19 protein-coding genes are annotated in these 23,426 nt (G+C 40.6%); 10 read left to right on the top strand and 9 right to left on the bottom strand.

The window, feature by feature from the left end; translation table 11 throughout:
- Positions 1-4: 4 nt before the first annotated feature.
- Entirely contained in the window at positions 5-1,750 is a 1,746-nt protein-coding gene (locus NCWK1_RS19210; protein WP_103125832.1) for a fasciclin domain-containing protein, read from the bottom strand.
- A gap of 606 nt (positions 1,751-2,356) precedes the next feature.
- Between NCWK1_RS19210 and NCWK1_RS19215 the strand changes: the two genes are divergently transcribed.
- From NCWK1_RS19215 to NCWK1_RS19230, 4 genes are all read left to right on the top strand, one after another.
- Complete coding sequence (locus NCWK1_RS19215; RefSeq protein ID WP_103125833.1) at positions 2,357-3,130, top strand: MlaE family ABC transporter permease; 774 nt, start codon at positions 2,357-2,359, stop codon at positions 3,128-3,130.
- Positions 3,131-3,285: 155 nt separating this feature from the next.
- The gene (locus NCWK1_RS19220; protein ID WP_187308186.1) at positions 3,286-4,017 is read left to right on the top strand and encodes a hypothetical protein; all 732 of its coding nucleotides are present in this window, start codon (positions 3,286-3,288) and stop codon (positions 4,015-4,017) included.
- Positions 4,018-4,329: 312 nt separating this feature from the next.
- Entirely contained in the window at positions 4,330-5,097 is a 768-nt protein-coding gene (locus NCWK1_RS19225) for a DUF1350 family protein (RefSeq protein ID WP_103125834.1), read from the top strand.
- 42 nt (positions 5,098-5,139) lie between these two features.
- A complete protein-coding gene (locus NCWK1_RS19230; RefSeq protein ID WP_103125835.1) occupies positions 5,140-6,276 on the top strand; it encodes a PP2C family protein-serine/threonine phosphatase in 1,137 nt (378 codons plus the stop codon).
- Here NCWK1_RS19230 and NCWK1_RS19235 read toward each other — a convergent pair whose 3' ends face one another.
- The 4 genes from NCWK1_RS19235 to NCWK1_RS19250 all read right to left on the bottom strand — a co-directional run bounded on the left by NCWK1_RS19235 (position 6,277) and on the right by NCWK1_RS19250 (position 8,700).
- Positions 6,277-6,603 carry an STAS domain-containing protein gene (locus NCWK1_RS19235; RefSeq protein WP_096585757.1) on the bottom strand — a complete coding sequence of 109 codons (327 nt, stop codon included), beginning with the start codon at positions 6,601-6,603 and terminating at the stop codon, positions 6,277-6,279.
- A gap of 505 nt (positions 6,604-7,108) precedes the next feature.
- Complete coding sequence (gene grpE, locus NCWK1_RS19240; RefSeq protein ID WP_096584398.1) at positions 7,109-7,771, bottom strand: nucleotide exchange factor GrpE; 663 nt, start codon at positions 7,769-7,771, stop codon at positions 7,109-7,111.
- Between the two features lie 77 nt (positions 7,772-7,848).
- Positions 7,849-8,340: a Dps family protein gene (locus NCWK1_RS19245; RefSeq protein WP_015113357.1), complete on the bottom strand. Its 492-nt coding sequence runs from the start codon at positions 8,338-8,340 to the stop codon at positions 7,849-7,851.
- A 96-nt stretch (positions 8,341-8,436) separates the two neighbouring features.
- The gene (locus NCWK1_RS19250) at positions 8,437-8,700 is read right to left on the bottom strand and encodes a ParB N-terminal domain-containing protein (RefSeq protein ID WP_015113358.1); all 264 of its coding nucleotides are present in this window, start codon (positions 8,698-8,700) and stop codon (positions 8,437-8,439) included.
- Between the two features lie 115 nt (positions 8,701-8,815).
- On the opposite strand from NCWK1_RS19250, the gene NCWK1_RS19255 reads away from it, so the two are divergent.
- Positions 8,816-10,483 (top strand): SpoIID/LytB domain-containing protein, encoded by a 1,668-nt coding sequence (locus tag NCWK1_RS19255; RefSeq protein WP_103125836.1) that lies wholly within the window; start codon positions 8,816-8,818, stop codon positions 10,481-10,483.
- A gap of 203 nt (positions 10,484-10,686) precedes the next feature.
- On the opposite strand, the gene NCWK1_RS19260 is transcribed toward NCWK1_RS19255, so the two are convergent.
- Positions 10,687-10,986 (bottom strand): ferredoxin, encoded by a 300-nt coding sequence (locus tag NCWK1_RS19260; RefSeq protein ID WP_096584404.1) that lies wholly within the window; start codon positions 10,984-10,986, stop codon positions 10,687-10,689.
- A 296-nt stretch (positions 10,987-11,282) separates the two neighbouring features.
- On the opposite strand from NCWK1_RS19260, the gene NCWK1_RS19265 reads away from it, so the two are divergent.
- From NCWK1_RS19265 to NCWK1_RS19275, 3 genes are all read left to right on the top strand, one after another.
- Entirely contained in the window at positions 11,283-12,257 is a 975-nt protein-coding gene (locus NCWK1_RS19265) for a Gfo/Idh/MocA family protein (RefSeq protein ID WP_103125837.1), read from the top strand.
- 5 nt (positions 12,258-12,262) lie between these two features.
- Positions 12,263-13,048, top strand: coding sequence for a type I methionyl aminopeptidase (gene map, locus NCWK1_RS19270; RefSeq protein WP_096584410.1), 786 nt, complete (start codon positions 12,263-12,265; stop codon positions 13,046-13,048).
- 139 nt (positions 13,049-13,187) lie between these two features.
- Positions 13,188-13,751: a hypothetical protein gene (locus tag NCWK1_RS19275; RefSeq protein WP_146034010.1), complete on the top strand. Its 564-nt coding sequence runs from the start codon at positions 13,188-13,190 to the stop codon at positions 13,749-13,751.
- Between the two features lie 219 nt (positions 13,752-13,970).
- On the opposite strand, the gene NCWK1_RS19285 is transcribed toward NCWK1_RS19275, so the two are convergent.
- On the bottom strand, positions 13,971-14,288 hold the full coding sequence (locus NCWK1_RS19285; protein ID WP_187308187.1) for a hypothetical protein: 318 nt from the start codon (positions 14,286-14,288) through the stop codon (positions 13,971-13,973).
- 349 nt (positions 14,289-14,637) lie between these two features.
- Here NCWK1_RS19285 and pruA point away from each other — a divergent pair, with 349 nt between their 5' ends.
- Positions 14,638-17,646, top strand: a complete 3,009-nt coding sequence (gene pruA, locus NCWK1_RS19290) for an L-glutamate gamma-semialdehyde dehydrogenase (protein ID WP_103125839.1) — start codon at positions 14,638-14,640, stop codon at positions 17,644-17,646.
- Between the two features lie 296 nt (positions 17,647-17,942).
- Here the strand turns inward: pruA and NCWK1_RS19295 are convergent, their stop codons facing one another.
- Positions 17,943-20,375 carry an ATP-dependent helicase gene (locus NCWK1_RS19295; RefSeq protein ID WP_103125840.1) on the bottom strand — a complete coding sequence of 811 codons (2,433 nt, stop codon included), beginning with the start codon at positions 20,373-20,375 and terminating at the stop codon, positions 17,943-17,945.
- A gap of 211 nt (positions 20,376-20,586) precedes the next feature.
- Here NCWK1_RS19295 and NCWK1_RS19300 point away from each other — a divergent pair, with 211 nt between their 5' ends.
- Positions 20,587-22,242: a glycosyltransferase family 39 protein gene (locus tag NCWK1_RS19300; protein WP_103125841.1), complete on the top strand. Its 1,656-nt coding sequence runs from the start codon at positions 20,587-20,589 to the stop codon at positions 22,240-22,242.
- Positions 22,243-22,304: 62 nt separating this feature from the next.
- On the opposite strand, the gene NCWK1_RS19305 is transcribed toward NCWK1_RS19300, so the two are convergent.
- Positions 22,305-23,390, bottom strand: a complete 1,086-nt coding sequence (locus tag NCWK1_RS19305) for a RuBisCO accumulation factor 1 (RefSeq protein WP_103125842.1) — start codon at positions 23,388-23,390, stop codon at positions 22,305-22,307.
- Positions 23,391-23,426 lie beyond the last annotated feature (36 nt).

Below are 23,426 nucleotides of genomic sequence, written 5' to 3' on the forward strand. Positions count from 1 at the left end.
TTAATTAAAAGTTGTAACCAACACCGAACAGCAAACCAACATCAGTCTGATCTAAAAAAGCAGCATTGACAGTACCATTAAGGGTAAAGCGATCGCCTAAAGGTACATCCACGCCACCAGTTAACAACAGTCCAACGTCAGCATCATTACTAGTTTCGATAGCGACACCAGCACCAACAAAAGGAGATACTGGGAAGCGTTGCTCACCTGTAGGATTCACTGAACGAGGTAGAAAATCGAAAGTTACGGGTACTAAAACTACAGTATCGTCGCCAAACACTGCGGAAGGGCGTACAGAAATGTAGTTAGTTAGACCTACTTTGCTAATTACCGCAATATTTCCTTCGCTTAAAGCTGAGTCTCCACCCAAACCGATGTTCCCAGCAACTCCAATGTAGCTAGAACCACCACGAGTCGCTCTACCAGCTTCAATATTAGTTGTACCAGTTCCGCCAGGAGTAGTTTGATTGTCTCCTGGTTGTTGACTAACATTCAAGTTAGGTGGAATCAGAACTTCATTAATAACGTGAATTACACCATTACTAGCTTGCACATTTGGTTGGATAACTCTGGCATTATTGACAGCAATTTGATTATTAGCGCTATCCACCTTGATATTTACAGATTCATCTTCCGATGTTCTCAGTTCACCAGCCTGAAGTTGACTCGCAGTTAATGAGCCAGGAACCACATGATATCTGAGAATTTTCAACAACAGTTCTCTGTTTTCTGGCTGTTGTAATTGCTGTACAGTACCAGCTGGCAAAGCTGCAAACGCCTGATCTGTAGGTGCAAAAACTGTATAAGGGCCTGGTTGTTGTAAAGTATCAGCTAAACCTGCTGTCCGTAATAAAGTAGTTAAAGTGCTAAAAGAATTATTAGACGCGGCGATGGAAACAATATCATTACCAGTTTGAGTGCTGCCAGTTTGAGTGCTGCCAGTATTGCCTGCAACTATATAATTAGCAGCCGTCACATTACTAGCCAGAGGTTGCGCCTGTCCTTGTCTGACTAAGGCTTGATACAACAAACCAGCGGCTTCAGCACGAGTTAAGGGAACTTGGGGATTGAGTTGTTTAACATCTGGGTAGTTGACAACAATGTTAGCTTGAGTTGCCGCAGCTACATTGTTCACTGCATAGTTAGGAATTGCCGAAGCATCAGTGTAATAAGTGTTGAGAACATCTGATGCAGTGCCACTACTATTTAAATTTAAACCACTGGATAAAGCTGCGATCGCCTGAACTTTGGGAATTTGCAAATTTGGCTGAAACACATTACCAGGATATCCCGTCATAAATCCTGTTTCATAAGCTTCTTGAATCGCCGAAGCAGCCCAATAGTTAGCCGGTACATCTGTAAATCCACCTGATCTAATTTGCCGAACTGGATTTTGATTAAAAGCTTTTTGAATCATCGTCGCAAATTCGGCGCGAGTGACAGCTTGGTTAGGTTTAAATGAACCATCAGGAAATCCCGAAATCACATTTCTAGCGGCTAATGCTTGAATAAATGGAGTTGCCCAATAGTCGGAACTTACATCAGAAAAGTTACTTGTAGCAGTTGGAGATGAAGAAGGTGTAGCAGATGGAGAAGGTATAGCAGATGGAGAAGGTGTACTCGATGGCGCAGGTGTAACAGATGGATCTGTAGTTTGTGCCGAAACGATGTTCGGGCTAACTGTAGCGGTTGTTACGCCTAAAACCAGCAAAGTTATATGTGCTAATGACCAACCAAATAAATTATTCATGAAAATTTCCTCCAGAACAAAATAGAAATATGGAAAATCTAAATATTTCAAGACATGGCAATTTCAGTTCCTGCTAAAAACCATGTATTAATCAGATAATTTACAGTGGTCTTTAGTAGTAGGAAGCTCATCTCAGTTACTGATTTGATCAGGATACTTTTTTTAAGTAGTTCCGTAATCTTCCTGCTGCATGATATTTAGTAATATTTAGAACGGGAAAATCGATAGTATATCTATAGTTAATAATTTCAAAAATTACTAGATTTCAACAACTAGCTAAAAGGTTACATTTATTAAATAAATTATCTTACTTTAGATAGTTGCCTATTTGTGAGAATTTGCTAGTTTTTTCGCCTAAAACAGCAATTCATCTGCCATAATTAGAGTATAGCAACCATCAAGCTGCCAGCTTTTCAAGATGTATCGCAGTAGGAAAAATAGTTTTTTGGTGTGTTTTGCGAAATTTCAAAACAAATAAAAAATCCATTGGCTGGGAATATTAGTGCAGAAGTACTCACAAGTACTTTGCTACCAACAAAGTGCATCCTTATGTATTTATATTTCCTATTATTTAGTGTAAGAAACTCAGTCTTTAGGAAGGGAAAGTTGCCACTAAAACAAAATCTAGAGCAATTGTGGATTGTACGTTGTGGTGCTGCTGTGTTGCTGTTTGGTCAAGTATTACTCCATTTATGTCAGGGAAAAGCTTACTATCGTAAAATTTTGGAACACATGGTGACGGCTGGGCCTGGTTCTATTTCTCCAGTTTTGCTTGTAAGTGGTTTTGCTGGCATGATTTTTACTATTCAAACAGCCAGAGAATTAGTCCAGTTTGGTGCTGTTAGTGCGGTGGGGGGAGCTTTTGCCTTAGCTTTTTGCCGAGAATTAGCTCCAATTTTGACAGCTAGTATTCTGGCTGGACAAGTTGGTTCTGCTTTTGCCGCAGAACTGGGTGCTATGCGCGTCACAGAGCAAATTGATGCACTTTACATGCTCAGAACAGATCCCATAGATTATTTAGTACTTCCTAGAGTCATCGCCTGCTGCTTAATGATGCCTTTCATGATGATTTTTGCTGTGATGATAGGCATTACTGGTGGTGTATTTGCTGCATGGCAATTTTACCAGATTGTTCCAGAAGTATTTTTAGAATCAGTCAGAACTTTTTTAGCACCCTCAGATTTAATGATTATTTTGTTAAAAGGATTCATTTTTGGAACCCTAGTTGCTGTTAATGGTTGTAGTTGGGGACTAACTACCAAAGGTGGAGCTAAAGAAGTAGGAGAATCAGCAACAACAGCAGTTGTTACGACCTGGGTATCAATTTTTATGATGGATTTTGTGCTAACTGTGCTGCTATCTGGACAGCCAAACTTTTAATAATTATGAAGAGACATAGTAAGTATTTATGCGTAAATATTTTAATAGTTTTTATACGTATTTTCCGAAGTTAAAAATTCTTGCCAAAATGCCATTTGATTCAGCAATCTCTAAATTTGGTTGTTATATTGTATTAAATAACTATGTAGCTGATTATGGGGAAAGCTGTGCGTGATGATTTACATGGTTTAGAAATTAGCCAAAAAGAATTACAACAACTGACTAATTTGCCTGTCAAATATCAACTAGTTTTAATTACTAATCCTCTAAAAGAATTTAGTAAACAGCTTATATATAAAATGAAAGGCTCAGAAGGAGCGACAGTAGTTTTTATTAGCTTTTCTATATTTGTTTTTAGTTATTTAATTTTTGATATTATTATTAAGTTATTTGCCAACTGGTTAACCATGCCATCTTGGATACTATTATTAATAGTATGTTTTGCTGGTAGCGCTACAATACAGATAATTTTTTATTTACTATGGCGCAACATTCGGAAAATCTTAAAAGAGAATATGACTAACTCCCTAGAAATTCTCTTAGAAGATGTTGACCGATATAATGCAGTAATAAAAGCAATAGATATTAATGACCAAATAGAAGCGGCTGGCAATCCCGAAGTTAGTATCCAAAAAAGAGAAAAAGTAATTGCTGCATTACAACTAACTAGAGCAGATTTAGTCCGAGCTTTGAAGACAGAAAGAATTTTGCGAGAAAATCAGAATTTTATTATTAGCAACACTGAGTTATTTGCCAATAATTTAGCAACTTTAACCACAATGCAAGTTACAGAAAAAGCGACGGAGCATGGCAAGTTATTAAATGAAGCTTTGCAGATTGCTTTAGATGTGCAGTATGAAATGAAAAGATTACAAAGTCCAGGTTGAAATTTATAGACAAGATTGACTGATAAATCTTATCTGTTAAAACTGGGTTGATATAAATAATGAACCGCCAATTAATAAAGGTGTAAAATAAGTGTTATTGAGTCATCAATGAGGATGGCGCTCGCTAAAAATCTATCATTTTATTAACTTTCTCAGAGTTAGATTTGAGTACTGCACAAATTTTGGTGGGAAGGAATTGGATGAAACTGGTGTAATAAATCTGCGATCGCATACTTTTTCTGTTTTGATTTCCCACTGTCCCAATTCCCAGTCTAATATAAAGAAGTGTAAATTAAGCGATCGCCTACAGGCATGGACTGGAAAGAAATTAGAGGTAACTGGGTACTCATTCCCAAAAATCCTATAGGTATTATCCATTTTTTGGGAGGTGCATTTGTGGCGACTGCACCCCACCTAACTTACCGTTGGTTACTCGAACAGATAGCCAGTAAGGGATATGTTGTGATTGCGACTCCCTTTGTGAATACTCTAGATCATATAGCGATCGCCCAATCTGTTTTATTAAACTTCGACCGCACTCTAGAACGCTTACATGACTCGGCTGTATTGCGGAAGCTTTATCTTCCTACCTACGGTATTGGACACAGTATGGGTTGCAAACTTCATTTGCTCATCGGTAGCTTGTACCCTGTAGAAAGAGCCGGAAATATCTTAATCTCGTTTAATAATTATGCGGCTAAGGATGCTATTCCCTTAGTTGATCAATTAAATTCTACTTTGTCAATTGAGTTTACCCCCTCGCCATTAGAAACCAATAAAATTGTCCAAGAAGGCTATAAAATCCGCAGGAATTTATTAATCAAATTCAATAATGATAACCTCGACCAATCAGCTGGTTTAACCAAAATATTACAGCAACGCTTTCCAGATATGGTAACGGCACAAACCTTACCTGGAACTCATACTACCCCGCTAGGACAAGATATCAAATGGCAAACAGGAGCTTCGTTTACTCCTTTTGACGCTTTGGGACAATGGTTTAAGCAAGAGGTATACCGCGATTTAACCCAACTCAAGCGTGCTATCCTCTTGTGGATGAATCCTTTATCACCACCGTAATTTTTGATGAGATAGAATAATTATTAATGATTTCGACTTTTTATGTTCCAAATATTAGTAATTGACGATGACTCAACAATACAAATATTTCTGAAAAGACTGTTAGAAAAACAAGGTTATGAGGTAATTACTGCTAGTGATGGAGAAGAAGGAATTGCGAAGGCGATCGCTACTCATCCGGCACTCATTATTTGTGATTGGATTATGCCTGTATTAAATGGGCTAGAAGTATGTAATTACATTAAAACAGATCCTAATTTATCTACCAGTTTTTTTATTTTATTAACATCTTTAGATTCTGTCTCTGATCGCGTTAAGGGATTAGATGCGGGGGCTGATGATTTTATCACTAAACCTATTGAGCAGAATGAATTAAAAGCTAGAGTCAGAGCAGGATTACGGCTACATCAATTGAGTCGAGATTTGCAAATCCAAAAGCAGCTTTTAGAAACAGAATTGGCACAAGCTGCTGAGTATGTGCGTTCACTTTTACCTTTACCAATAACTGAACCACTACATATAAATTCTTGTTTTATTCCTTCACGTCAACTTGGTGGTGATTGTTTTGATTATTATTGGTTAGATGATGATTATTTGGCAGTTTATTTATTAGATACAGCCGGACATGGACTCAAAGCGACTCTCCCATCAATTTCTGTATTAAATTTACTGCGATCGCGGGCGCTGAAAAGTTTAAATTACTATCAACCAAGTGATGTACTGCGGGGATTAAATGAAACTTTTCAGATGAATTATCAAAATGATAAATACTTTACTATTTGGTATGGTGTTTATCATCGAATTACCCAGCAGTTAGTTTATGCTAGTGCTGGTCATCCACCAGCCGTATTAGTATCGGGTAAATCTCCTAAAAACACAGAAGTTCAGCTATTGAGAACTCCTGGGATGCCAGTTGGGATGTTTCCTGAAGCCAAATACGTTGATGCTTGTTGCCAAATTGAAAAATTTAGTAATCTCTATATTTTTAGTGATGGGGCTTACGAAATTACAAAAGCAGATGGAACTCTTTGGAGTTTAGATGGTTTAATTCAGATATTAGTCAGCTTACAAAATACGCTTGATTGCCCATTAGAACAAGTATTGAATTACCTTATTGCTTTAAACTCCAAAGAGACTTTTGATGATGACTTATCAATCTTACAAATTCAATTTGATTAATTAATTTTTGGAAAGCACAACTTGATGAAATTCATCTTGGCTAGGAAAAATTTCAAAAACTTTGTCCATACCAGTCAATTCAAATAAAATTCTCACTTGCTCATTAATAGAACAAAGAACTAGTTTGGTACCTGTTGCTCTTAATGCTTTGAAGGCTAATACTAAGGCACCTAACGCTGAACTATCCATAAATGTTACATCTTGACAATCGACTAGCACAATTTTTGCGCCACTTTCTTGAAGTTCAGTAATATTATCTCTAAGATTTTGTGAATTGTTTGTGTTGATAATGCCGTTGAGTTTAACAATTTGTACTTGGTTATCCATACTATTTTCTCCCATTGCTATATGAAAAAATCCAGATTTTGTTAGTATTATATACTAATAGCTATTTTGAGCAAAAAAATAGCAAAACAAAAGTCATTAATTACTAGAAATCGCTAGATTTATGGCAATCTTTTCAAGATGTGATTTGTAGATAATACATTTTCAAGCCTAATTAAGAAGTATCCATAATTTCATTTGCCAGATTCATCAATACGCAAAAATTGTTTTATTCATCTTGCCGTAACGTAAATTACAAAATTAAATTTTGGCAATGAATTTTTTCAAAATTTTAGTGCAAGCGGTAGATATATGAACATAACTGAGAACCAAAAGTAATTTTTGTATCAATCACACCAGAATCTAGTTAGCATTATGGTGATTCCTTGAATAAATTTATTCAGGTTTTCAGAGGCGATCGCCTCGACCATATTATTATTCCCAATATCTATAATTCTTTTCACACAAATTAGTCCAGCAAAAAATTATAAATTTAAATACAGTCTCGTCAAACTGGCTCAATTAAACTCACTTTAGCTCTATAGACCAGTTTCTCGCCTTGCAAGTAGCCACTGTAGCGGACTTTGACTAATTCTCCTGGCTGTACTGTTCCTGTCATTAATTGATGGATCTGGGGATCGTAGGGTATTTCTGCACCTATTGGTGCGATCGCTTCTATCCCCCAAGCCTGTAACAGTTTTTTCAGGGGGTTCTCCACTAATGGGAGTATCTTCACCGCCTCAAACTGCGGATTTTCCCGCGCTTTCTGGGCGGCGGCGGGAAATTGCAATAATAAAGATTCCAGCAGTTGTAAACTCGACTGCTGGAATTCTTGGAGTAATAACTCTCGCTGTTGTGCTATTTGTAATTGCGATCGCTGGTATTCTTTTTTTAAATCTGCAATCTCCTGTAACATCTGCTGAGTCGATACTTCATTACCTTTACTCAACTCTAGTAATGAAAAAGTTGTGACTAATTCGTTCAACGACACTTGGAGAACGGAAGACAACTTTAACAGTACATCCACTCGCATCTGCTCTACCTCTCCCCGCCGCAACCGCAATATTTGTCTCTCTGAGACACCAGCGGCTTTACTCAAAGCTTGAAAACTTGTAATTCCCACTTTTTGGGCTAAATCTTGCAGCTTTTGGGTGAAATCAGGATTTGGCATTGGCTACTCAAGATGAAGAATTCAGGTTGAAGGATGAAATTGATAATTTAGACTTCACACTTCATCCTTCATATTCCTTATTCTTCCAGCAAACTTCTCAACATCCAAGCTGTCTTTTCATGGACTTGCATCCGTTGAGTTAATAAATCGGCGGTGGGTTCGTCGTTCACTGCATCTACCACAGGAAAAATTGACCGCGCAGTTCGCACTACAGCTTCTTGTCCCTCAACAAGTAACTGAATCATCTCCTTGGCTTTGGGAACTCCGGGAGTTTCGGGAATCGAACTGAGTTTGGCATATTCGCTATAAGTTCCAGGTGCGGGATAACCCAAGGCTCTAATTCGTTCAGCAATTAAATCTACAGCTAAAGCTAGTTCTGTATACTGGGTCTCAAACATCAGATGTAATGTTTGGAACATTGGCCCTGTAACATTCCAGTGGAAGTTATGGGTTTTTAGATACAGTGTATAAGTGTCAGCCAACAGGCGAGACAATCCTTCGGCAATTTTTGTTCTATTTTCTTCGTCGATGCCAATATTTACATTTTTTACTGTTGCTTGGGATGACATAATTTTCTCCTAAACTTATTATTTGAGGATTAGGGACTAAGAATGATGAAGTTAAAAGCTGAATTATGAAATTTCATACTTCAAACTTCATACTTTTTATGCTAGGTGCATCTTGAGAACGCTGCGAGGAGCTTTACGGACTCTGGCTAATATGGTTTCTTGGCCTAAACGCTGGCAAGCTTCATAACGATGGCAGCCAGAAAAGCCATAATACTGTCCGTCTACTTCTAGAATATCGATGGGTTCTTGCTGCCCAATTTCCGCAATAGATTCCATTAAGGCTCTTACCTTCTGTGGATCATTGATACGGGGCAAGGGACGTTTAATTTGATTTAATGGAATTTCTTGGACTTTGGCCATAAGGAGTTGATCCAACTAATTCTGTTTTGTGCCTATATGTAAATCATAGTCGTTATGACTTTGATTTGCAAGTGATTTAGGTAGCTAAATTGGGAATGGTACTATTGGAGCGTTCATGCGACAAAACCACTACGCTACAAAGCAAATGGTAACTCTGCCCCAGCGCAATACGAAAAGGCAGAATCAAGTCACGATTGAATTTTCGTTTTGGCGTTTGTCTTACACAGTAGTAACGACATTTTGCTTATTGGGGCTGACAGCCGCATCAGGGCCTGGGAGCAACAGCACAGACGTAGAATTGAGAGTAGGAATTGTACAGAGATTTGGCGAAAAATCCACGGCCAAGCTGCAACTAGAACCGACAAAAGGCGATCGCTTGCGGTTAAGATTTCCAGTAGGCAACAAGCAACAAACCATCGTCACCGACAAGCCTGTCAAACTCGAAACAGTCATGCAAGCTTTGGCAAAACCTGTAGTTGAGGAAGTGGTGGTTTTAGGGACATATCGTACCTTTGAAACAGCAGAAGATAGTGCTAATAAATGGCGTTCTCAAGGGATAGAAGTTGAAATTTCCCAGCCAGAACGCTGGCAAGTGTGGGCCAAGCGAGATGTTTACAGTACACCTTTATTACGTCGATTGCTATTCCAGAACTTGCAAGAATCTGGTGCAAAAATGGCATCCATCGATACCAAGATTCAGAAAGAAGTACCAAAAGTTAGTTGGGTAGTCAATGGTAAACGTTACAGCCCCACAAATTTAGCCATCAGTGCCGATAAAAACTTAATTCGCCTCAACAAAGGTGAAAAACCTGGAACTGGTCGTTTATATGCCGGGCGAATGGCATTGCAGCCCAATGCTTACGGTACATATACATTAGTCAATGAAGTATCTTTAGAAACTTATTTACGTGGGGTTGTCCCCAACGAAATTGGCTCAAATGCGCCCAAAGCCGCCTTAGAAGCCCAAGCAATTTTAGCCCGTACTTATGCTTTAAGAAATTTGCGGAGATTTGCTGTTGATAACTACCAATTATGTGCTGATACCCATTGTCAAGTTTATTATGGGCTGAGTGGGGCAACCAGTAAAACAGATCAAGCGATCGCTGCTACTAGAGGTATGGTAGTAACTTATAACAACCAGCTAATTGATGCTTTGTACTCTTCCACAACTGGTGGTGTCACCGCCTTCTTTAGCGATGTCTGGAATGGCGAAGACCGTCCTTATTTGCAGCCAGTGGTAGATGCGCCGATTAATTTTTGGAACTTATCACAACAGAGTTTGGCAGATGAAGATAACTTCCGCAAATTTATCAATATGAAGCAAGGCTTCAACGAAAGTGAATGGGATGTATTTCGCTGGAACAAAGAAACTTCCATCGAAGATATTGCCAAAGATTTACAAAAATTCTTGCGCGTCAAAAATAGCCCATACTCCAAATTTAAAACAATTGAAGCGATCTCTGTTACCAAGCGTAGTCATAGTGGGCGTATTCTTGACTTAGCCATCAAAACTGATATTGGCGTATTTACTCTACATAAAGATGAAGTACGTAGTGCCTTTGCTGCGCCTGTAAGTACATTATTTTACTTACAACCTTTAAACAAAGGTACAGCCGAATTGTGGGGGTATGCCTTTATCGGTGGTGGACTGGGACATGGTGTTGGTTTGAGTCAGACTGGCGCACAAAATTTAGCCAAGTTGGGCTGGGAAACACCAAAAATTCTCCAATTTTACTATCCTGGTACAAAAATTCAAATCTTTAACGACAAAATCAAACGCTAGATAGTGCTGAAGCCCAATAATGAAGCAGGAACACAGATAATTGTTGTGTTCCTGCTTAGGGTGACAATACTCAATTAAATTTTTTGTCAACTCAAGTTGAAAAAGCACATTGAAGAAGGAAAAAACTTTTCCTCGATGTGCTGCTTTAACTTTTTCAACTTTAATCACTCTTGCAAGAGATTTTTGATTAAGACACCTAAGCCTTAGTAGAGTTCTTCTTCTTTGTGAGTTTCGATTGTGCAGTCAGAGCTTGGATAAGCTACACAAGTTAGCACATATCCAGCTTCGATTTGATCATCATCTAAAAAAGACTGATCGGATTGATCAACGGTACCAGACTTGATTTTGCCAGCACAGGTGGAGCAAGCACCAGCACGGCAGGAGTAAGGCAGATCAAGACCAGCTTCTTCAGCCGCGTCTAAAATATATACATCATCATCAACGTCAAGTGTTGTGTTTAAGCCTTCAGCTTCGTTGATCAGTGTAACTTTGTAAGTCGCCATATCAGTATTCCTCTCTTTTGTAAACGGCAGTATAAGTTATGCTAAAGCAATACTTACGGCTTAACTTATAGGATTAGCCGCGCATGAAAATTTACTTCAATTCTGATACTACGGGAAAAACTAAATCATGTAACTTGAAATTGACCGCGATTAGTAATGAAATTTAGTTACATGGAAATAATAAGTTTAAATTATACTTCGAGGTGAGAAAATCGGATGTTGGGGGGAGAATAAATCATGACTAATGACCATTGACGATCATGTATAATTCAGAGGCAGTTTTAGGACAAGCATAAGTGCGCGTCGGCTTGGTAGGTACTGGGTATGCAGCAAAACTCAGAGCAGCAGCACTGCTGCAAGATGAGCGAACGCATCTCGCCGCAGTTGTTGGACATACCTCAGAAACAACAGAAATTTTCGCCAAAGAATACCAAACCTCATCTGTAAATTCTTGGCAAGAGTTAGTAGAAAGGAAAGATGTGGATCTGGTAGTGATTTCCACAGTGAATCGAGATCATGGAGCGATCGCCCGTGCTGCCCTTACCTACGGCAAACATGTAGTTGTAGAATATCCCTTGTCTGTGGATGTCACAGAAGCAGAAGAATTGATTGCTTTAGCCAAAGCCCAAAATAAATTGCTGCACGTAGAACATATAGAACTTCTGGGTGGCTTACACCAAGCTTTAAAACAAAACTTAGACAAAATTGGGGATGTGTTTTATGTCCGTTACAGCACCATCAACCCCCAAAATCCCGCACCACGCAAATGGACTTATAATCATGAATTATTTGGCTTTCCTTTGATTGGGGCAATTTCTCGATTACATCGTCTGGTTGATTTGTTCGGTAAAGTCTTTACAGTTAACTGCCATCAGCGATATTGGGCATTAGAATCGGAATACTACCAAACCTGTTTGTGTACAAGTCAGCTATGCTTTAGCAGTGGGCTGTTAGCCCAAGTAATTTACGGCAAAGGTGAGACACTTTGGCAGCCAGAGCGAAAATTTGAAGTTCATGGCGAAAAAGGCGCTCTAATTTTTGATGGTAATACTGGATACTTGATCCAATCAGGGGAAACTACACCAATAGATGTGGGAACGCGTCGGGGTTTGTTTGCCAAAGACACAACTATGGTGTTAGACCGTTTGTTTGATGGAACGCCCTTATATGTCACCCCAGAAGAAAGTTTATACACCCTCAAGGTGGCTGATGCTGCCCAAAGAGCAGCAAAAACAGGGTTAACTATGTTTTTGAATGATGCTGTAGATTAACATCAATGAAAACCGAACTAATCGTTATTTTATCCACAAGAGAAATCGACAAAATGCGTCGGGCAGGACGCTTGGCGGCTAAACTACTAGAGCATCTTGAGCCACTAGTGAAACCTGGCGTGACTACACAGGAACTCAATGATGAAGCTGAACGTTGGACACAGGCGCACGGTGCAAAAAGCGCCCCCCTTGGTTATAAAGGTTTCCCCAAGTCAATCTGCACCAGCGTGAATGAGGTAATCTGTCATGGCATCCCCAATGCTAAACAAATCCTCAAAGAAGGTGACATTATTAATATCGATGTTACGCCGATTGTGGATGGCTACCACGGTGATACATCAAAAACTTTTATTGTGGGTGAGCCTTCAGAGAAGGCAAAAAAATTGGTAGAAGTAACTCAAGAGTGCCTTTATCGGGGTATTGCTGAGGTGAAACCAGGAGCGAAGATCGGGGATATTGGGGCAGCAATTCAAGAGTATGCTGAGTCTGAAGGTTTTTCTGTGGTACGAGATTTTGTCGGACACGGTATCAGTAATATTTTCCATACTGCCCCAGACGTGCCGCACTATGGTACTCGTGGTAAAGGTAAGCGCCTGAGACCGGGAATGGTATTTACCATTGAGCCGATGATTAATGAAGGCACTTGGGAAGTAGAAATGTTAAATGATGGTTGGACAGCGGTGACGCGCGATCGCATGTTGTCGGCGCAATTTGAACATACAATTGCGGTAACAGAAGATGGCGTAGAAATTTTAACTTTACCCGAAGTTGGGGAAACTGTTCAAATTTAATGGGAAATTATAAATAATAGATGAAGACGGGCAAATCTATTGAAAATTTAGGTAACTCATGGTATATCATCCGTTGCGTATCAAGTTGATACACTGATTAAACCAAGATTTTACCTAATTTATTTTTCCCTAGGCTCTTATGAAGAGTTTCATAAAAACTGTTTCCAATACCGTTCTGCCCTATACCTTCTCGTATCGTCTGCGCCAATTGTATCGTCAGCAGTTTGGTAGATTAAAGCACGATCCGTCTGAGCAAGATATTGTCATCTATGAAATTCAACCCCAAGTGCTGATCAAGGTTTATTGGAAAATTCTGCCAATTGGCAAGGGGCCTGCTTTAGAACTGATTGTTTCAGGTGATCACATCTTGCGTTTTGATTGCTTTGGTGAAGATGACGGACACTATCATATTTTCTCTGGTTATGAATATCCAGACAGGGATAGAATTTATTTCCCAGAAAAAACCGTAGCAGAGCAAATAAATCGGACAATTTTTGAGTTGAACCACAATTTAAGCTGCTTCTTACAACTGCATCGTAGTCGTGATATTCGGAATCTGAAGATTGATGCCGTTGCACTTAAAAGTATTTGTGAGCAAGCACGTCAGCAGATGCTCTATTATCTTTTGACAGTTCCGCAATTTGATGATTTGCGTATACCAAACTCTCAGAATAGCGAACCGCTGCCACTGAAAACAGCATAAGTATGAAAATTTATTTCAGCGATCGCTTCGTCTTTTTCTGTTAACTTTACAGCTTTATCTACCAATTTCAATGAGAATAATTCTGGTTAAGATAAGCTTTTAATCACTGATTCAGTCACCAAAATTCCGCAACTATATTGCTTTGTCAGCCCTTCAATGCGAAAGGCGATATTTACTGCATCACCAATGACTGGAGAATCAATGCAGCAAGGTAGCTAATTAGGTGATATTTATCACATGATCGGCTACCACAAACTGTTGCAATAGTGCGGACACAGGCACACCATAAAAATCAAAAATCTCGTTAGAATGCAAGATATCCAGAGGATCAGTTGTTCTTACACGATTGGTTGCTAAAGCCTGTAACTTTTGCCAATTTAACTTGAGAGATTTGCTAATTTCTGTTTCACCTTGAATAACCAAATTCCACTGACTTTGCTGTGCTTTTTTGGCGTTATCTGCCACAATTTCCGCATTGCGAGCGTAGACGCGTTCGCGCAGCGTCTCCGATAGGAGAAGCGACTTGTCTTTGGACATCGCTTCCTTGCTCCATACTTCCAGTGGTTCATCTGTTGGCTGGTTTGTGGAACCTCTCAACCAGATGATTGCAATGGTTAAAAGTGTTAAGGCTGAATTTTTCCAAATTGTTTAGTGCTGAGTAACTTACCCCTAGGGATTTCCAGTCGCCCAGTGCAATATATAAACGAGGTAATACTGTTTTACACTGTGTGCCAAAATGTCCTAAAAAAACTTAACTATTCTAACTTTCTATAGCTGTAGCCAAACTCAGCACTTAGCACTTTGCTACAACCAAAATTCAAGAGTCACAATGGAAGACGCAGACTGTAAACAACCAGTTATGCACTAAATTAAGGAGATTATATCTGTGGTGTTACAAGTACAAACAAGCATCTACGAACCTAAAACCCAGGAAATTGCTAAACAACTCTTAACCGCTACCCAAGAAAATCGCTCGTTTTTAGCTTCCTTGCGCGACCAAATGCGCTGGGATGATAAATTACTAGCTTGGGCAATGAGTAATCCGGGTTTACGGGTGCAGCTTTTTCGCTTTATTGATACTCTCCCGGCGTTACGCAGTAAACCAGAAATTGCTGCCCATTTACAAGAATATTTAGGCGATGAAACTGTAGAATTACCAGCAGCCCTTAAAGGGATGCTCAATTTTGCTAACCCTGATTCTATGCCGGGACAGGTGGCGGCAACAACTGTTTCGACGGCGGTGGAAACATTAGCGCATAAATATATTTCTGGCGAAAACATTAAACAAGTTATCAAAACAGTTGAACGCCTGCGGAAAGAAAAAATGGCGTTCACAATTGATTTACTTGGTGAGGCGGTAATTACAGAAGTAGAGGCGCAGTCTTATCTAGAACGCTATCAAGAATTAATTGCCCAGTTGGTAGAAGCATCGAAAAATTGGACGAATGTTGCGGCGATTGATCAAGCAGATGGTCAACAGTTAGCCAAAGTCCAAGTTTCTGTAAAATTAACGGCGTTTTATTCGCAATTTGACCCTTTAGATGCTGAAGGTAGTGAAGCCAGAGTTAGCGATCGCATTCGTAATTTATTACGTTATGCCAAAGAGTTAGGTGCAGCTATCCATTTTGATATGGAACAGTATGCGTATAAAGATTTAACTCTGAATATTTTGCAAAAGTTATTGTTAGAAGATGAGTTTCGTCAACGTACAGATATCGGGATGACAATTCAAGCATACTTGCGTGACAGTGAGCAAGATGCCAGAAATGTGATTGCATGGTTAAAACAGCGCGGATATCCTTTGACAGTTCGCTTGGTGAAGGGTGCGTATTGGGATCAGGAAACGATTAAAGCAGCCCAGAAGCATTGGCCGCAACCTGTTTACAATGACAAGGTGGCGACAGATGCGAATTTTGAAACGATAACTCAGTTGTTGTTAGAAAATCATCAATATGTCTATGCTGCCATAGGTAGTCATAATGTGCGATCGCAAGCCCGCGCAATTGCTATAGCGGAAAGTTTAAAGGTTCCCCGTCGTTGCTTTGAAATGCAAGTTTTGTACGGGATGGGGGATAAGTTAGCGAAGGCTTTGGTGGATCAGGGTTATCGGGTGAGGGTTTATTGTCCTTACGGGGAATTATTGCCGGGGATGGCGTATTTAATTCGGCGGTTGTTGGAAAATACTGCTAATAGTTCGTTCTTGCGGCAGAATTTGGAGAATCGGCCTGTGGAGGAGTTACTAGCGCCGCCGATTTTGAATTCTCACGCAAAGGCGCATTCGCCGGAGGCGTTCCCGCAGGGTAGGCGCAAAGAAGAAGAAAATGGAAGGTTTATTGGTGCGGCGGATACTGATTATGCTGAGGAGGAGAGAAGAAGGAAGGCGGCGCAAGCTTTTGAGGGTGTGCGTCGGGAGTTTGGGAAGACGTATCTACCTCTAATTAATGGGGAGTATGTGAATACTCTGGAGGTGATTGATTCTGTTAATCCTTCTAATTACAGTCAGGTGATTGGTAAGGTTGGGTTGATTAGTGTGGAACAAGCAGAACAGGCGATGCAGGCGGCGAAGGCGGCGTTTCCTGGGTGGAAGAAAACGCCTGTGAAGCAACGGGCTGATATTTTACGCAAGGCGGGGGATTTGTTGGAAGAACGTCGGGCGGAGTTGTCGGCTTTGATAGTGTTAGAGGTGGGTAAACCTGTTAAGGAAGCTGACGCAGAGGTGTCGGAGGCGATAGATTTTTGTCGCTACTACGCTGATGAGATGGAACGGTTATATCAAGGTGTTAATTATGACGTACCTGGAGAAACTAATCGTTATATCTACCAGCCGCGAGGAATTGCGGTGGTGATTTCGCCGTGGAATTTTCCGTTGGCGATCGCCTGTGGAATGACTGGGGCTGCTTTGGTTACGGGTAACTGTACACTGCTCAAACCTGCGGAAACATCTTCGATTATTACTGCCAAACTCACAGAAATATTAGTTGAGGCGGGGATTCCCCAGGGTGTTTTTCAATACGTGCCTGGTAAGGGTTCCCAAGTTGGGGCGTATTTGGTAAGTCATCCTGATACTCATGTGATTGCTTTTACTGGTTCTCAGGAAGTGGGCTGTCGAATTTACTCAGAGGCGGCAACACTGAAGCTATTACAAAGGCACATGAAGCGAGTAATTGCAGAGATGGGCGGCAAGAATGCCATTATTGTTGATGAAAGTGCTGATTTAGACCAAGCAGTTGTCGGGGTTGTGCAGTCAGCCTTTGGTTACAGTGGGCAGAAATGCTCGGCTTGTTCGCGGGTGATCGTTGTAGAATCAATCTACGATGCGTTTGTCGCCAGGTTGGTTGAGGCGACAAAATCCTTGAATATTGGCGAGGCTGAGTTACCCAGTACGCAAGTTGGGCCTGTGATTGATGCTAACGCCCGCGATCGCATCCGCGAGTATATTGAAAAAGGTAAGGCAGAAGCAAAACTAGCCCTAGAGTTACCATCGCCAGCCCAAGGTTATTTTATCGGCCCTGTTATCTTCAGTGAAGTGCCACCCGATGGCATCATTGCCCAACAAGAAATATTCGGCCCTGTGTTAGCTGTAATTAAGGTGAGGGATTTTGCCGAAGCCTTACAAGTTGCCAACGGGACAAATTACGCCTTAACTGGCGGTTTATATTCCCGCACACCTTCCCATATTCAGCAAGCGCAGGAAGAATTTGAAGTCGGCAACTTGTACATTAACCGCAATATTACAGGGGCGATCGTAGCTCGGCAACCCTTCGGCGGTTTCAAACTTTCTGGCGTAGGTTCCAAAGCAGGCGGCCCCGACTACTTGCTACAGTTCCTTGAACCGCGCACAATCACAGAAAATATCCAACGCCAAGGCTTTGCCCCCATCGAAGGGGCAGATTAATCTCATAAAAGCTCTCCGCGCGGCAGTTGCTTCTCTTAATCGGAGACGCTGCGCGTAGCTTTCTCCGTAGGGGTACAAGTCGAGCAGCCCAACGCACTGCCCTTTGCGCCTCCGGGTGAACTTTACAGCATAAAAATCAGGTGACGATTACACACCTGATTTTTTATTTAGATAGGCAAAAATATCGGGAACAAACGTTAAGAAAATTCAGTTAAAAGCTTATCTTTTCTATCAAATACTAGGCGATCGCATACTTATTGAAAATCATTCATAAATCCAAGAGGAAGTTTCAGACTTTACACTTCAATTGACTCAGAAAACTGGCGTTTTAAAGCTGGAAACACAGGGCAAGGGGCTTGTTCTTGTAAATTCTCTGGTTTACTCCACGTGAAAGGTGCTTTTTGCGCCGCAGACATCCATAACAAACGTTTGGCGCGTGTCATCGCCACATAAAGTAAACGATATTCTTCAGCAGTTTTTAAGTGTTTGGCTTGTTCCCAAGCTTGGCTAACATCCGGTATACCCGATTCTCCGTGGAGGGCGGCGCGAATTTGGGCGCGGGCTACTTCTGATAAGGTGAAGTCTCCTAAAAACTGGCTTTGTGGTGGAACCCAAAATCTACCAGGAATCAAATTCTCATGCAGAAAGGGAATGAAAACATAGTCCCAATCTAACCCTTTAGCTTTGTGCATGGTAATGATGGTGAGTTGATTCGGACGGGTGTAATGTGCTTCTAAATCTTCGGTTTCCACAGGTTCAAAGCGTTCGGAACTGACAATTTCGCTTAAAGCCGCCAGCATTGCACCCATTGAACTACCACCCGCTATTTGCTGATTGACTCGTTCTGCAAGTTTGTCAGCAGTGGCTAATTCTGCTTGGTCGTAATTCAACGCCAAAGCGAGAAAGGAAATTAATTGATAAAGCGGTAATTCCAAACGGGCGCGGAGTAAGCTACGACAAAGGTGAGCCGCTTTTTCGACTGGTTCTGCTTGGGGGGCGGCTAAGGGGCCGGGATATAAAAACTCTTCTGGTAAACTAGCCAGGGCGTTGAGGTCTTGGGTCGGAATTAATTGTCTTTGTACCAATACCTCTAAGGCAGCTTTCAGATAATCTGGTGAGTGGGGTCGATCGCAAAATTGCAGTAATCCCAATATTTCTTGCGGTACGTGAGAACGGCGATCGCGTTCCCCGACATCGTAAAGTGTAATTTTATGCTCTTTGCACACAGGAGCCAGCATCTCTGCTAACCATCGACCTTGACGGTTTTCTCTCACCAACACAGCCGCACGGGTATTTGCTGGGTCTGGTGTGAATAATTCCACTACTCTTTTAGCTAGTAGTTCGACTGTGTGATGAATATCGTGGGGGGTATATAGTTCTAGTCCTTTACCTTCTGGTGCTGGGTTGGCATTTTTTTGCGGGTCATTCGTACTTACTGGGTAAATTGTCTGTGAACGGAAGGGAGAAGAAGTGGTGATATGTGGCGACTTGCGATTTTTAGCACCATAAAAGCTATTCACCCATTCCAGCGCAAAGTTAGCCGCAGCAATAATAATTCTCGTACTGCGCCCAGCTTGATTCATTGTGGCTAATTTTTCCCCGCGATCGCACTCTTCACAAAATTGCCGAAAATAAATTGGGTCGGCTGGTGTAAAAGTGGAGTTAATCGCTTGATTAGGATCACCGACTCTGACGAGGTTAAGTGCTGAGTGCTGATTGCTAAGTAAAATTTTCTTCCCTTGCTCCCTTGCTCCCCTGCTCCCCTGCTCCTCTGCTTCCTCGGCGGAATCAGAAGCTAATATTTCTAACAGTTTCGTTTGAAGTGGGCTAGAATCTTGGGCTTCGTCTTCAAAGACAGCGAAAACTTGATTTTGTTCAATGCGACGGGCGCTGTGATTTTCTAATACGCGCAGGGCGGCGAGAATCATGTCGTCGTAGTCGATGAAGTCGCGCGATCGCATTAAGTTTTGGTATTGTTCGTATAACCCTGCCGCTATGCTTAAAATAGAGTACTGATCAGAGGTTTGCTGACTCCACTGTTCTAGTTGTTCTGGGGATATTCCCGAACTTTTGGCTTCGTGTATGACGGTGGTTGCTAAATCTGGTAAAACTTCTGTTCGCAATACAGATTGACGACGCAATCTTTCTGTTTCTTCGCCGTCAAATTGTTGTCCTTCGAGTAAACGGAAATATTTTTCAGGATTGTTATTAATCCATTGTTCGACTGCTGTGCGAATTAAGCGATGGCTTTGGCTAGGGGTAATTAATGTCAGATTTTCTAATTCTAAACCGGATAAATCAGGATAACGACTGGCAATATTTAACGCCAAGCCATGTAATGTATAGACAGCAAAACCTGTTTGCGGTAATGATAAACCATCACGGAGATATTGCCGAATTTTCGCTTTAATATTAGCCGCAGCAGAACGTGTAAATGTAACAACTACTAATTGACGGTGAACTGAAGAACGAGACTGCGCCAAACGTTCATACTGACGGGCGATCGCGATCGCCGCCGCCGCCGCCATCCCCGTCGATTTCCCCGCACCCGGAACCGCAGAAACCGCTAATGGCCCAGATTCCCAATCTGCCATCTGTTGTTGTCCCTGGCGTAAGCCGTTGCGAATGGCTAATATTTTTTCGCCCAAAGACAAAACAGGCGATGAATGAGATAATTCCGTTTGGGCAGATTCTAAAGGTACAGTTGCAGTAAAGTTTGTGTCTGACATAGTAAATTTTATACTTTGGGCAGATAGACAACAACTAGCAGATTGATGTTAAGAAAAATCAAGTCTATTAATAATGTAATTTTCTGCCTCATATTTAGCCCAAAAATAATTATTGATATCTCAACAATATGAACGTAATTATTCAACTACAAAGACGAATAATAGTTTGTATTTATTTACCTTTACTGGAAAAATTTTTCATATCTCACTAATGATCAATAGCAGAATTTCTCTACATTATGTCAGTTTATTTGGGGCGTTCGCCCTTGGTGCGATTTTGCGATTTTGGCATTTAGATTTAAAACCCTTATGGATGGATGAAGTAATTACTTCTATCTTTAGTTTAGGCAAAAATTATCATGATTTGCCATTAGATTTGTTATTTCCCTTAGAAAGGGTACAGGAAATTTTTACTTTCCATCCAGGTGTGAGTTGTTCGCAAATAGCCACTAATGTGGATACACAATCTACCCATCCACCCTTATTTTTTTGTGGGATGTACCAGTGGCTAAGTTGGATGACTCCTTTAGGAACAGAGTGGGTTACAAAATTGCGATCGCTTCCTGCTTTATTAGGTGTCGCCACAATCCCAGCAATGTATTACCTAAATCGCCTTGCTTTTTCCCAGTCATCGGGAATTATCGCAGCCTTAGTCATGGCGACTTCGCCCTTTGCTGTCTACCTTTCCCAAGAAGCAAGACACTATACTGCGCCGATGTTCTTGATTGCTTTATCGTTGTTAGGACTAATCCAAATTCAGCAGGATATATTTGAGCGATCGCGTTTCAGGTTTTGGGTTTGGCTATTGTGGACAATTATTAATAGCATTGGGCTTTATGTTCACTATTTTTTTGCTTTAGCATTAATTGCCGAAATTGCTACTCTAATCTTAATAATTTATAAATATAAGTTAAATATTTTAATTATCCGGAAAACTTGGTTATTTCTATTTATTTCTAGCACTACAGTTTTTATTAGTTTCATTCCCTGGATATTAGGAATATTCAATCATATTCAGCGTAATGAAACAAATTGGTTGCCGACTCCTAACTATATTTCACCCTTGTATCAAACTTTGATTAACTGGGTATTAATGGTAATTGCTTTACCTGTAGAACACCAACCTCTTGCAGTAGCCATTGTCGGTGTTTTGATAATGGTAGGATTTTTTGTTTGGCTGTCTCGACAAATACTTCAAAGTTTAAAGATTTTATTATCTAATCCTAAAAATAATCTATCGACAACTGCTCTTTTAACTTTTACTATTTTTGTAATTTTAGAATTCTTAATTATTATTTATATTTTTGGTAAAGATATTACTGTTGTTCCGAGATATAACTTTGTTTATTATCCCAGTTTTTGCGCCCTGTTAGCCGCAGGGATTAACTTTAGCTTAAAGAAGCAAAAATTAATCCCTATATTTTTAATTATTAGTATTATTAGTTGTGTTTTTGTTGTTAATAATCTAGCTTTTCAAAAGCCTTTTCTACCAGAAAAAGTGGCTCAAAATATGAATTTAGAGCCATCTATCCCAGTTATGCTAGTTACAGGATATGGTAGTTATCAAGATGTGGCACTAGGATTAAGTTTTGCTTTAGCTTTAGAACCACTGAGAGATGCCAACAAATTAGATAATTTTGCCTTTATTAATCAAAACTCTAATATCATTTCTTTTTGGGATAAACTTTCACAATTACCTATTCCAGATCAATCTCAGCTAAATTTATGGATAGTCGCTCCTGGCTGGCGACGACGTGATTATCAACAGCAGGTAATTTTATCTGGGCAAACAGTTTGTCATATAGATCCTAAACATCACTATCGGATAGGAATTCCCTATCAACTTTATCGCTGTAGTAAAAGTTAGCGCAGAGGCAAACAGAGGCTTTTTTCTACTTCTCTTTGTATCCTCTGCGCCTCAGTGGTTGGTTATTCGTCAATTAGCCAAGGTTCTTTGGTGACTTCTTCGTCAAAAATTCGCTTCGGACGTACAATGACAATCACTTTTCCCAAAATGGAAATGTCAGGTTCAGTTTCTAACCATTGAATATCTAATTCACCAGCTTGCTCTACGACAAAATAACTAGAAGCATCCCATTGTCTTTGAGCGCGATCAACAACTATTAATACTTCTTCTTGTCTGTTTTTCGGTTGATTGGGAAGGCGATCGCTATTTGCCAAAACCACTACTGGATCTTCTGCATTTAACAGTACTTGCCAACCAGGTAAAGGAACCCAAGCTTGTTCCCCCGCAAACTTGACTATTTGAAATGGTTCACTAGCTGTAATAAACGGTACAGCCTGTAAATCTTGTGGTGTTAAGGGGAACTTACCCACAACAGGTAGGATGCGCGGGAGTTCATCTTCTGAGTCAAAGCGATAGAAAGGCAGAAGCGGAGCCGGACGCTTAGGGACAACGGTAAAATCAACCAGCAGTTGTTCTAGTTGCTTCCTGGCTGAGTCGGAGTGAGCAAAACGCAGTCCTTTAGCAATCAAACGCGATCGCTCTGCCAAGTCTGAGTTTTGCCGAGCCAATTTCCATGCTTGGTAAGCCACTGCATCCCCAACATGATCTGAAAACCCGTCTGGTAAATTGCGTAACCAAGAGTAATCTTTAATTGCTTTGGCTATTTCTCTCGCCCCATCTACATCAACTTTGTGAATAAAAGTCAGTTCCGCCGCCGCCGCCCGTTCTTCGTGGTTAAGCAAGCGTAATTCATACAAAACATCACTGCCGCGTGTAGTATAGTGCGATCGCGCCGCTGCTGATGCTCCAAATTTTTCTATAGAATTGTAAACTTGAGCGCCAACCATGACCTGATTTTGTTGTATTGGCTCAAATCCAGTTGCTTCAAAAATTTCTTGAGGATTATGACCAGACTTTTGCAAAGTAGCGATCGCAGTCCCCCATTCTACCCAATTACCTTGTTTTTGCCTTAGCTTACGCAGTAACTCCTGTGCATTGTCGTTGCCAGTGGTGTCAGGGTTGTGGGCGTTGGGTGGTAAGTCAGTCATAATCTGGAGTGGCAGCTTGAACTAGAGAAAAGTACC

It is taken from the genome of Nostoc cycadae WK-1 (assembly GCF_002897135.1).
Taxonomy (GTDB): domain Bacteria; phylum Cyanobacteriota; class Cyanobacteriia; order Cyanobacteriales; family Nostocaceae; genus Nostoc_B.

Excerpts from the sequence above, each read along its gene's own strand:
- NCWK1_RS19210 (WP_103125832.1), bottom strand. The coding sequence starts at position 1,750 with ATGAATAATTTATTTGGTTGGTCATTAGCACATATAACTTTGCTGGTT.
- NCWK1_RS19220 (WP_187308186.1), top strand. The coding sequence starts at position 3,286 with ATGGGGAAAGCTGTGCGTGATGATTTACATGGTTTAGAAATTAGCCAA.
- NCWK1_RS19225 (WP_103125834.1), top strand. The coding sequence starts at position 4,330 with ATGGACTGGAAAGAAATTAGAGGTAACTGGGTACTCATTCCCAAAAAT.
- NCWK1_RS19230 (WP_103125835.1), top strand. The coding sequence starts at position 5,140 with ATGTTCCAAATATTAGTAATTGACGATGACTCAACAATACAAATATTT.
- NCWK1_RS19235 (WP_096585757.1), bottom strand. The coding sequence starts at position 6,603 with ATGGATAACCAAGTACAAATTGTTAAACTCAACGGCATTATCAACACA.
- grpE (WP_096584398.1), bottom strand. The coding sequence starts at position 7,771 with ATGCCAAATCCTGATTTCACCCAAAAGCTGCAAGATTTAGCCCAAAAA.
- NCWK1_RS19245 (WP_015113357.1), bottom strand. The coding sequence starts at position 8,340 with ATGTCATCCCAAGCAACAGTAAAAAATGTAAATATTGGCATCGACGAA.
- NCWK1_RS19250 (WP_015113358.1), bottom strand. The coding sequence starts at position 8,700 with ATGGCCAAAGTCCAAGAAATTCCATTAAATCAAATTAAACGTCCCTTG.
- NCWK1_RS19255 (WP_103125836.1), top strand. The coding sequence starts at position 8,816 with ATGCGACAAAACCACTACGCTACAAAGCAAATGGTAACTCTGCCCCAG.
- NCWK1_RS19260 (WP_096584404.1), bottom strand. The coding sequence starts at position 10,986 with ATGGCGACTTACAAAGTTACACTGATCAACGAAGCTGAAGGCTTAAAC.
- map (WP_096584410.1), top strand. The coding sequence starts at position 12,263 with ATGAAAACCGAACTAATCGTTATTTTATCCACAAGAGAAATCGACAAA.
- NCWK1_RS19275 (WP_146034010.1), top strand. The coding sequence starts at position 13,188 with ATGAAGAGTTTCATAAAAACTGTTTCCAATACCGTTCTGCCCTATACC.
- NCWK1_RS19285 (WP_187308187.1), bottom strand. The coding sequence starts at position 14,288 with ATGTCCAAAGACAAGTCGCTTCTCCTATCGGAGACGCTGCGCGAACGC.
- NCWK1_RS19295 (WP_103125840.1), bottom strand. The coding sequence starts at position 20,375 with ATGTCAGACACAAACTTTACTGCAACTGTACCTTTAGAATCTGCCCAA.
- NCWK1_RS19300 (WP_103125841.1), top strand. The coding sequence starts at position 20,587 with ATGATCAATAGCAGAATTTCTCTACATTATGTCAGTTTATTTGGGGCG.
- NCWK1_RS19305 (WP_103125842.1), bottom strand. The coding sequence starts at position 23,390 with ATGACTGACTTACCACCCAACGCCCACAACCCTGACACCACTGGCAAC.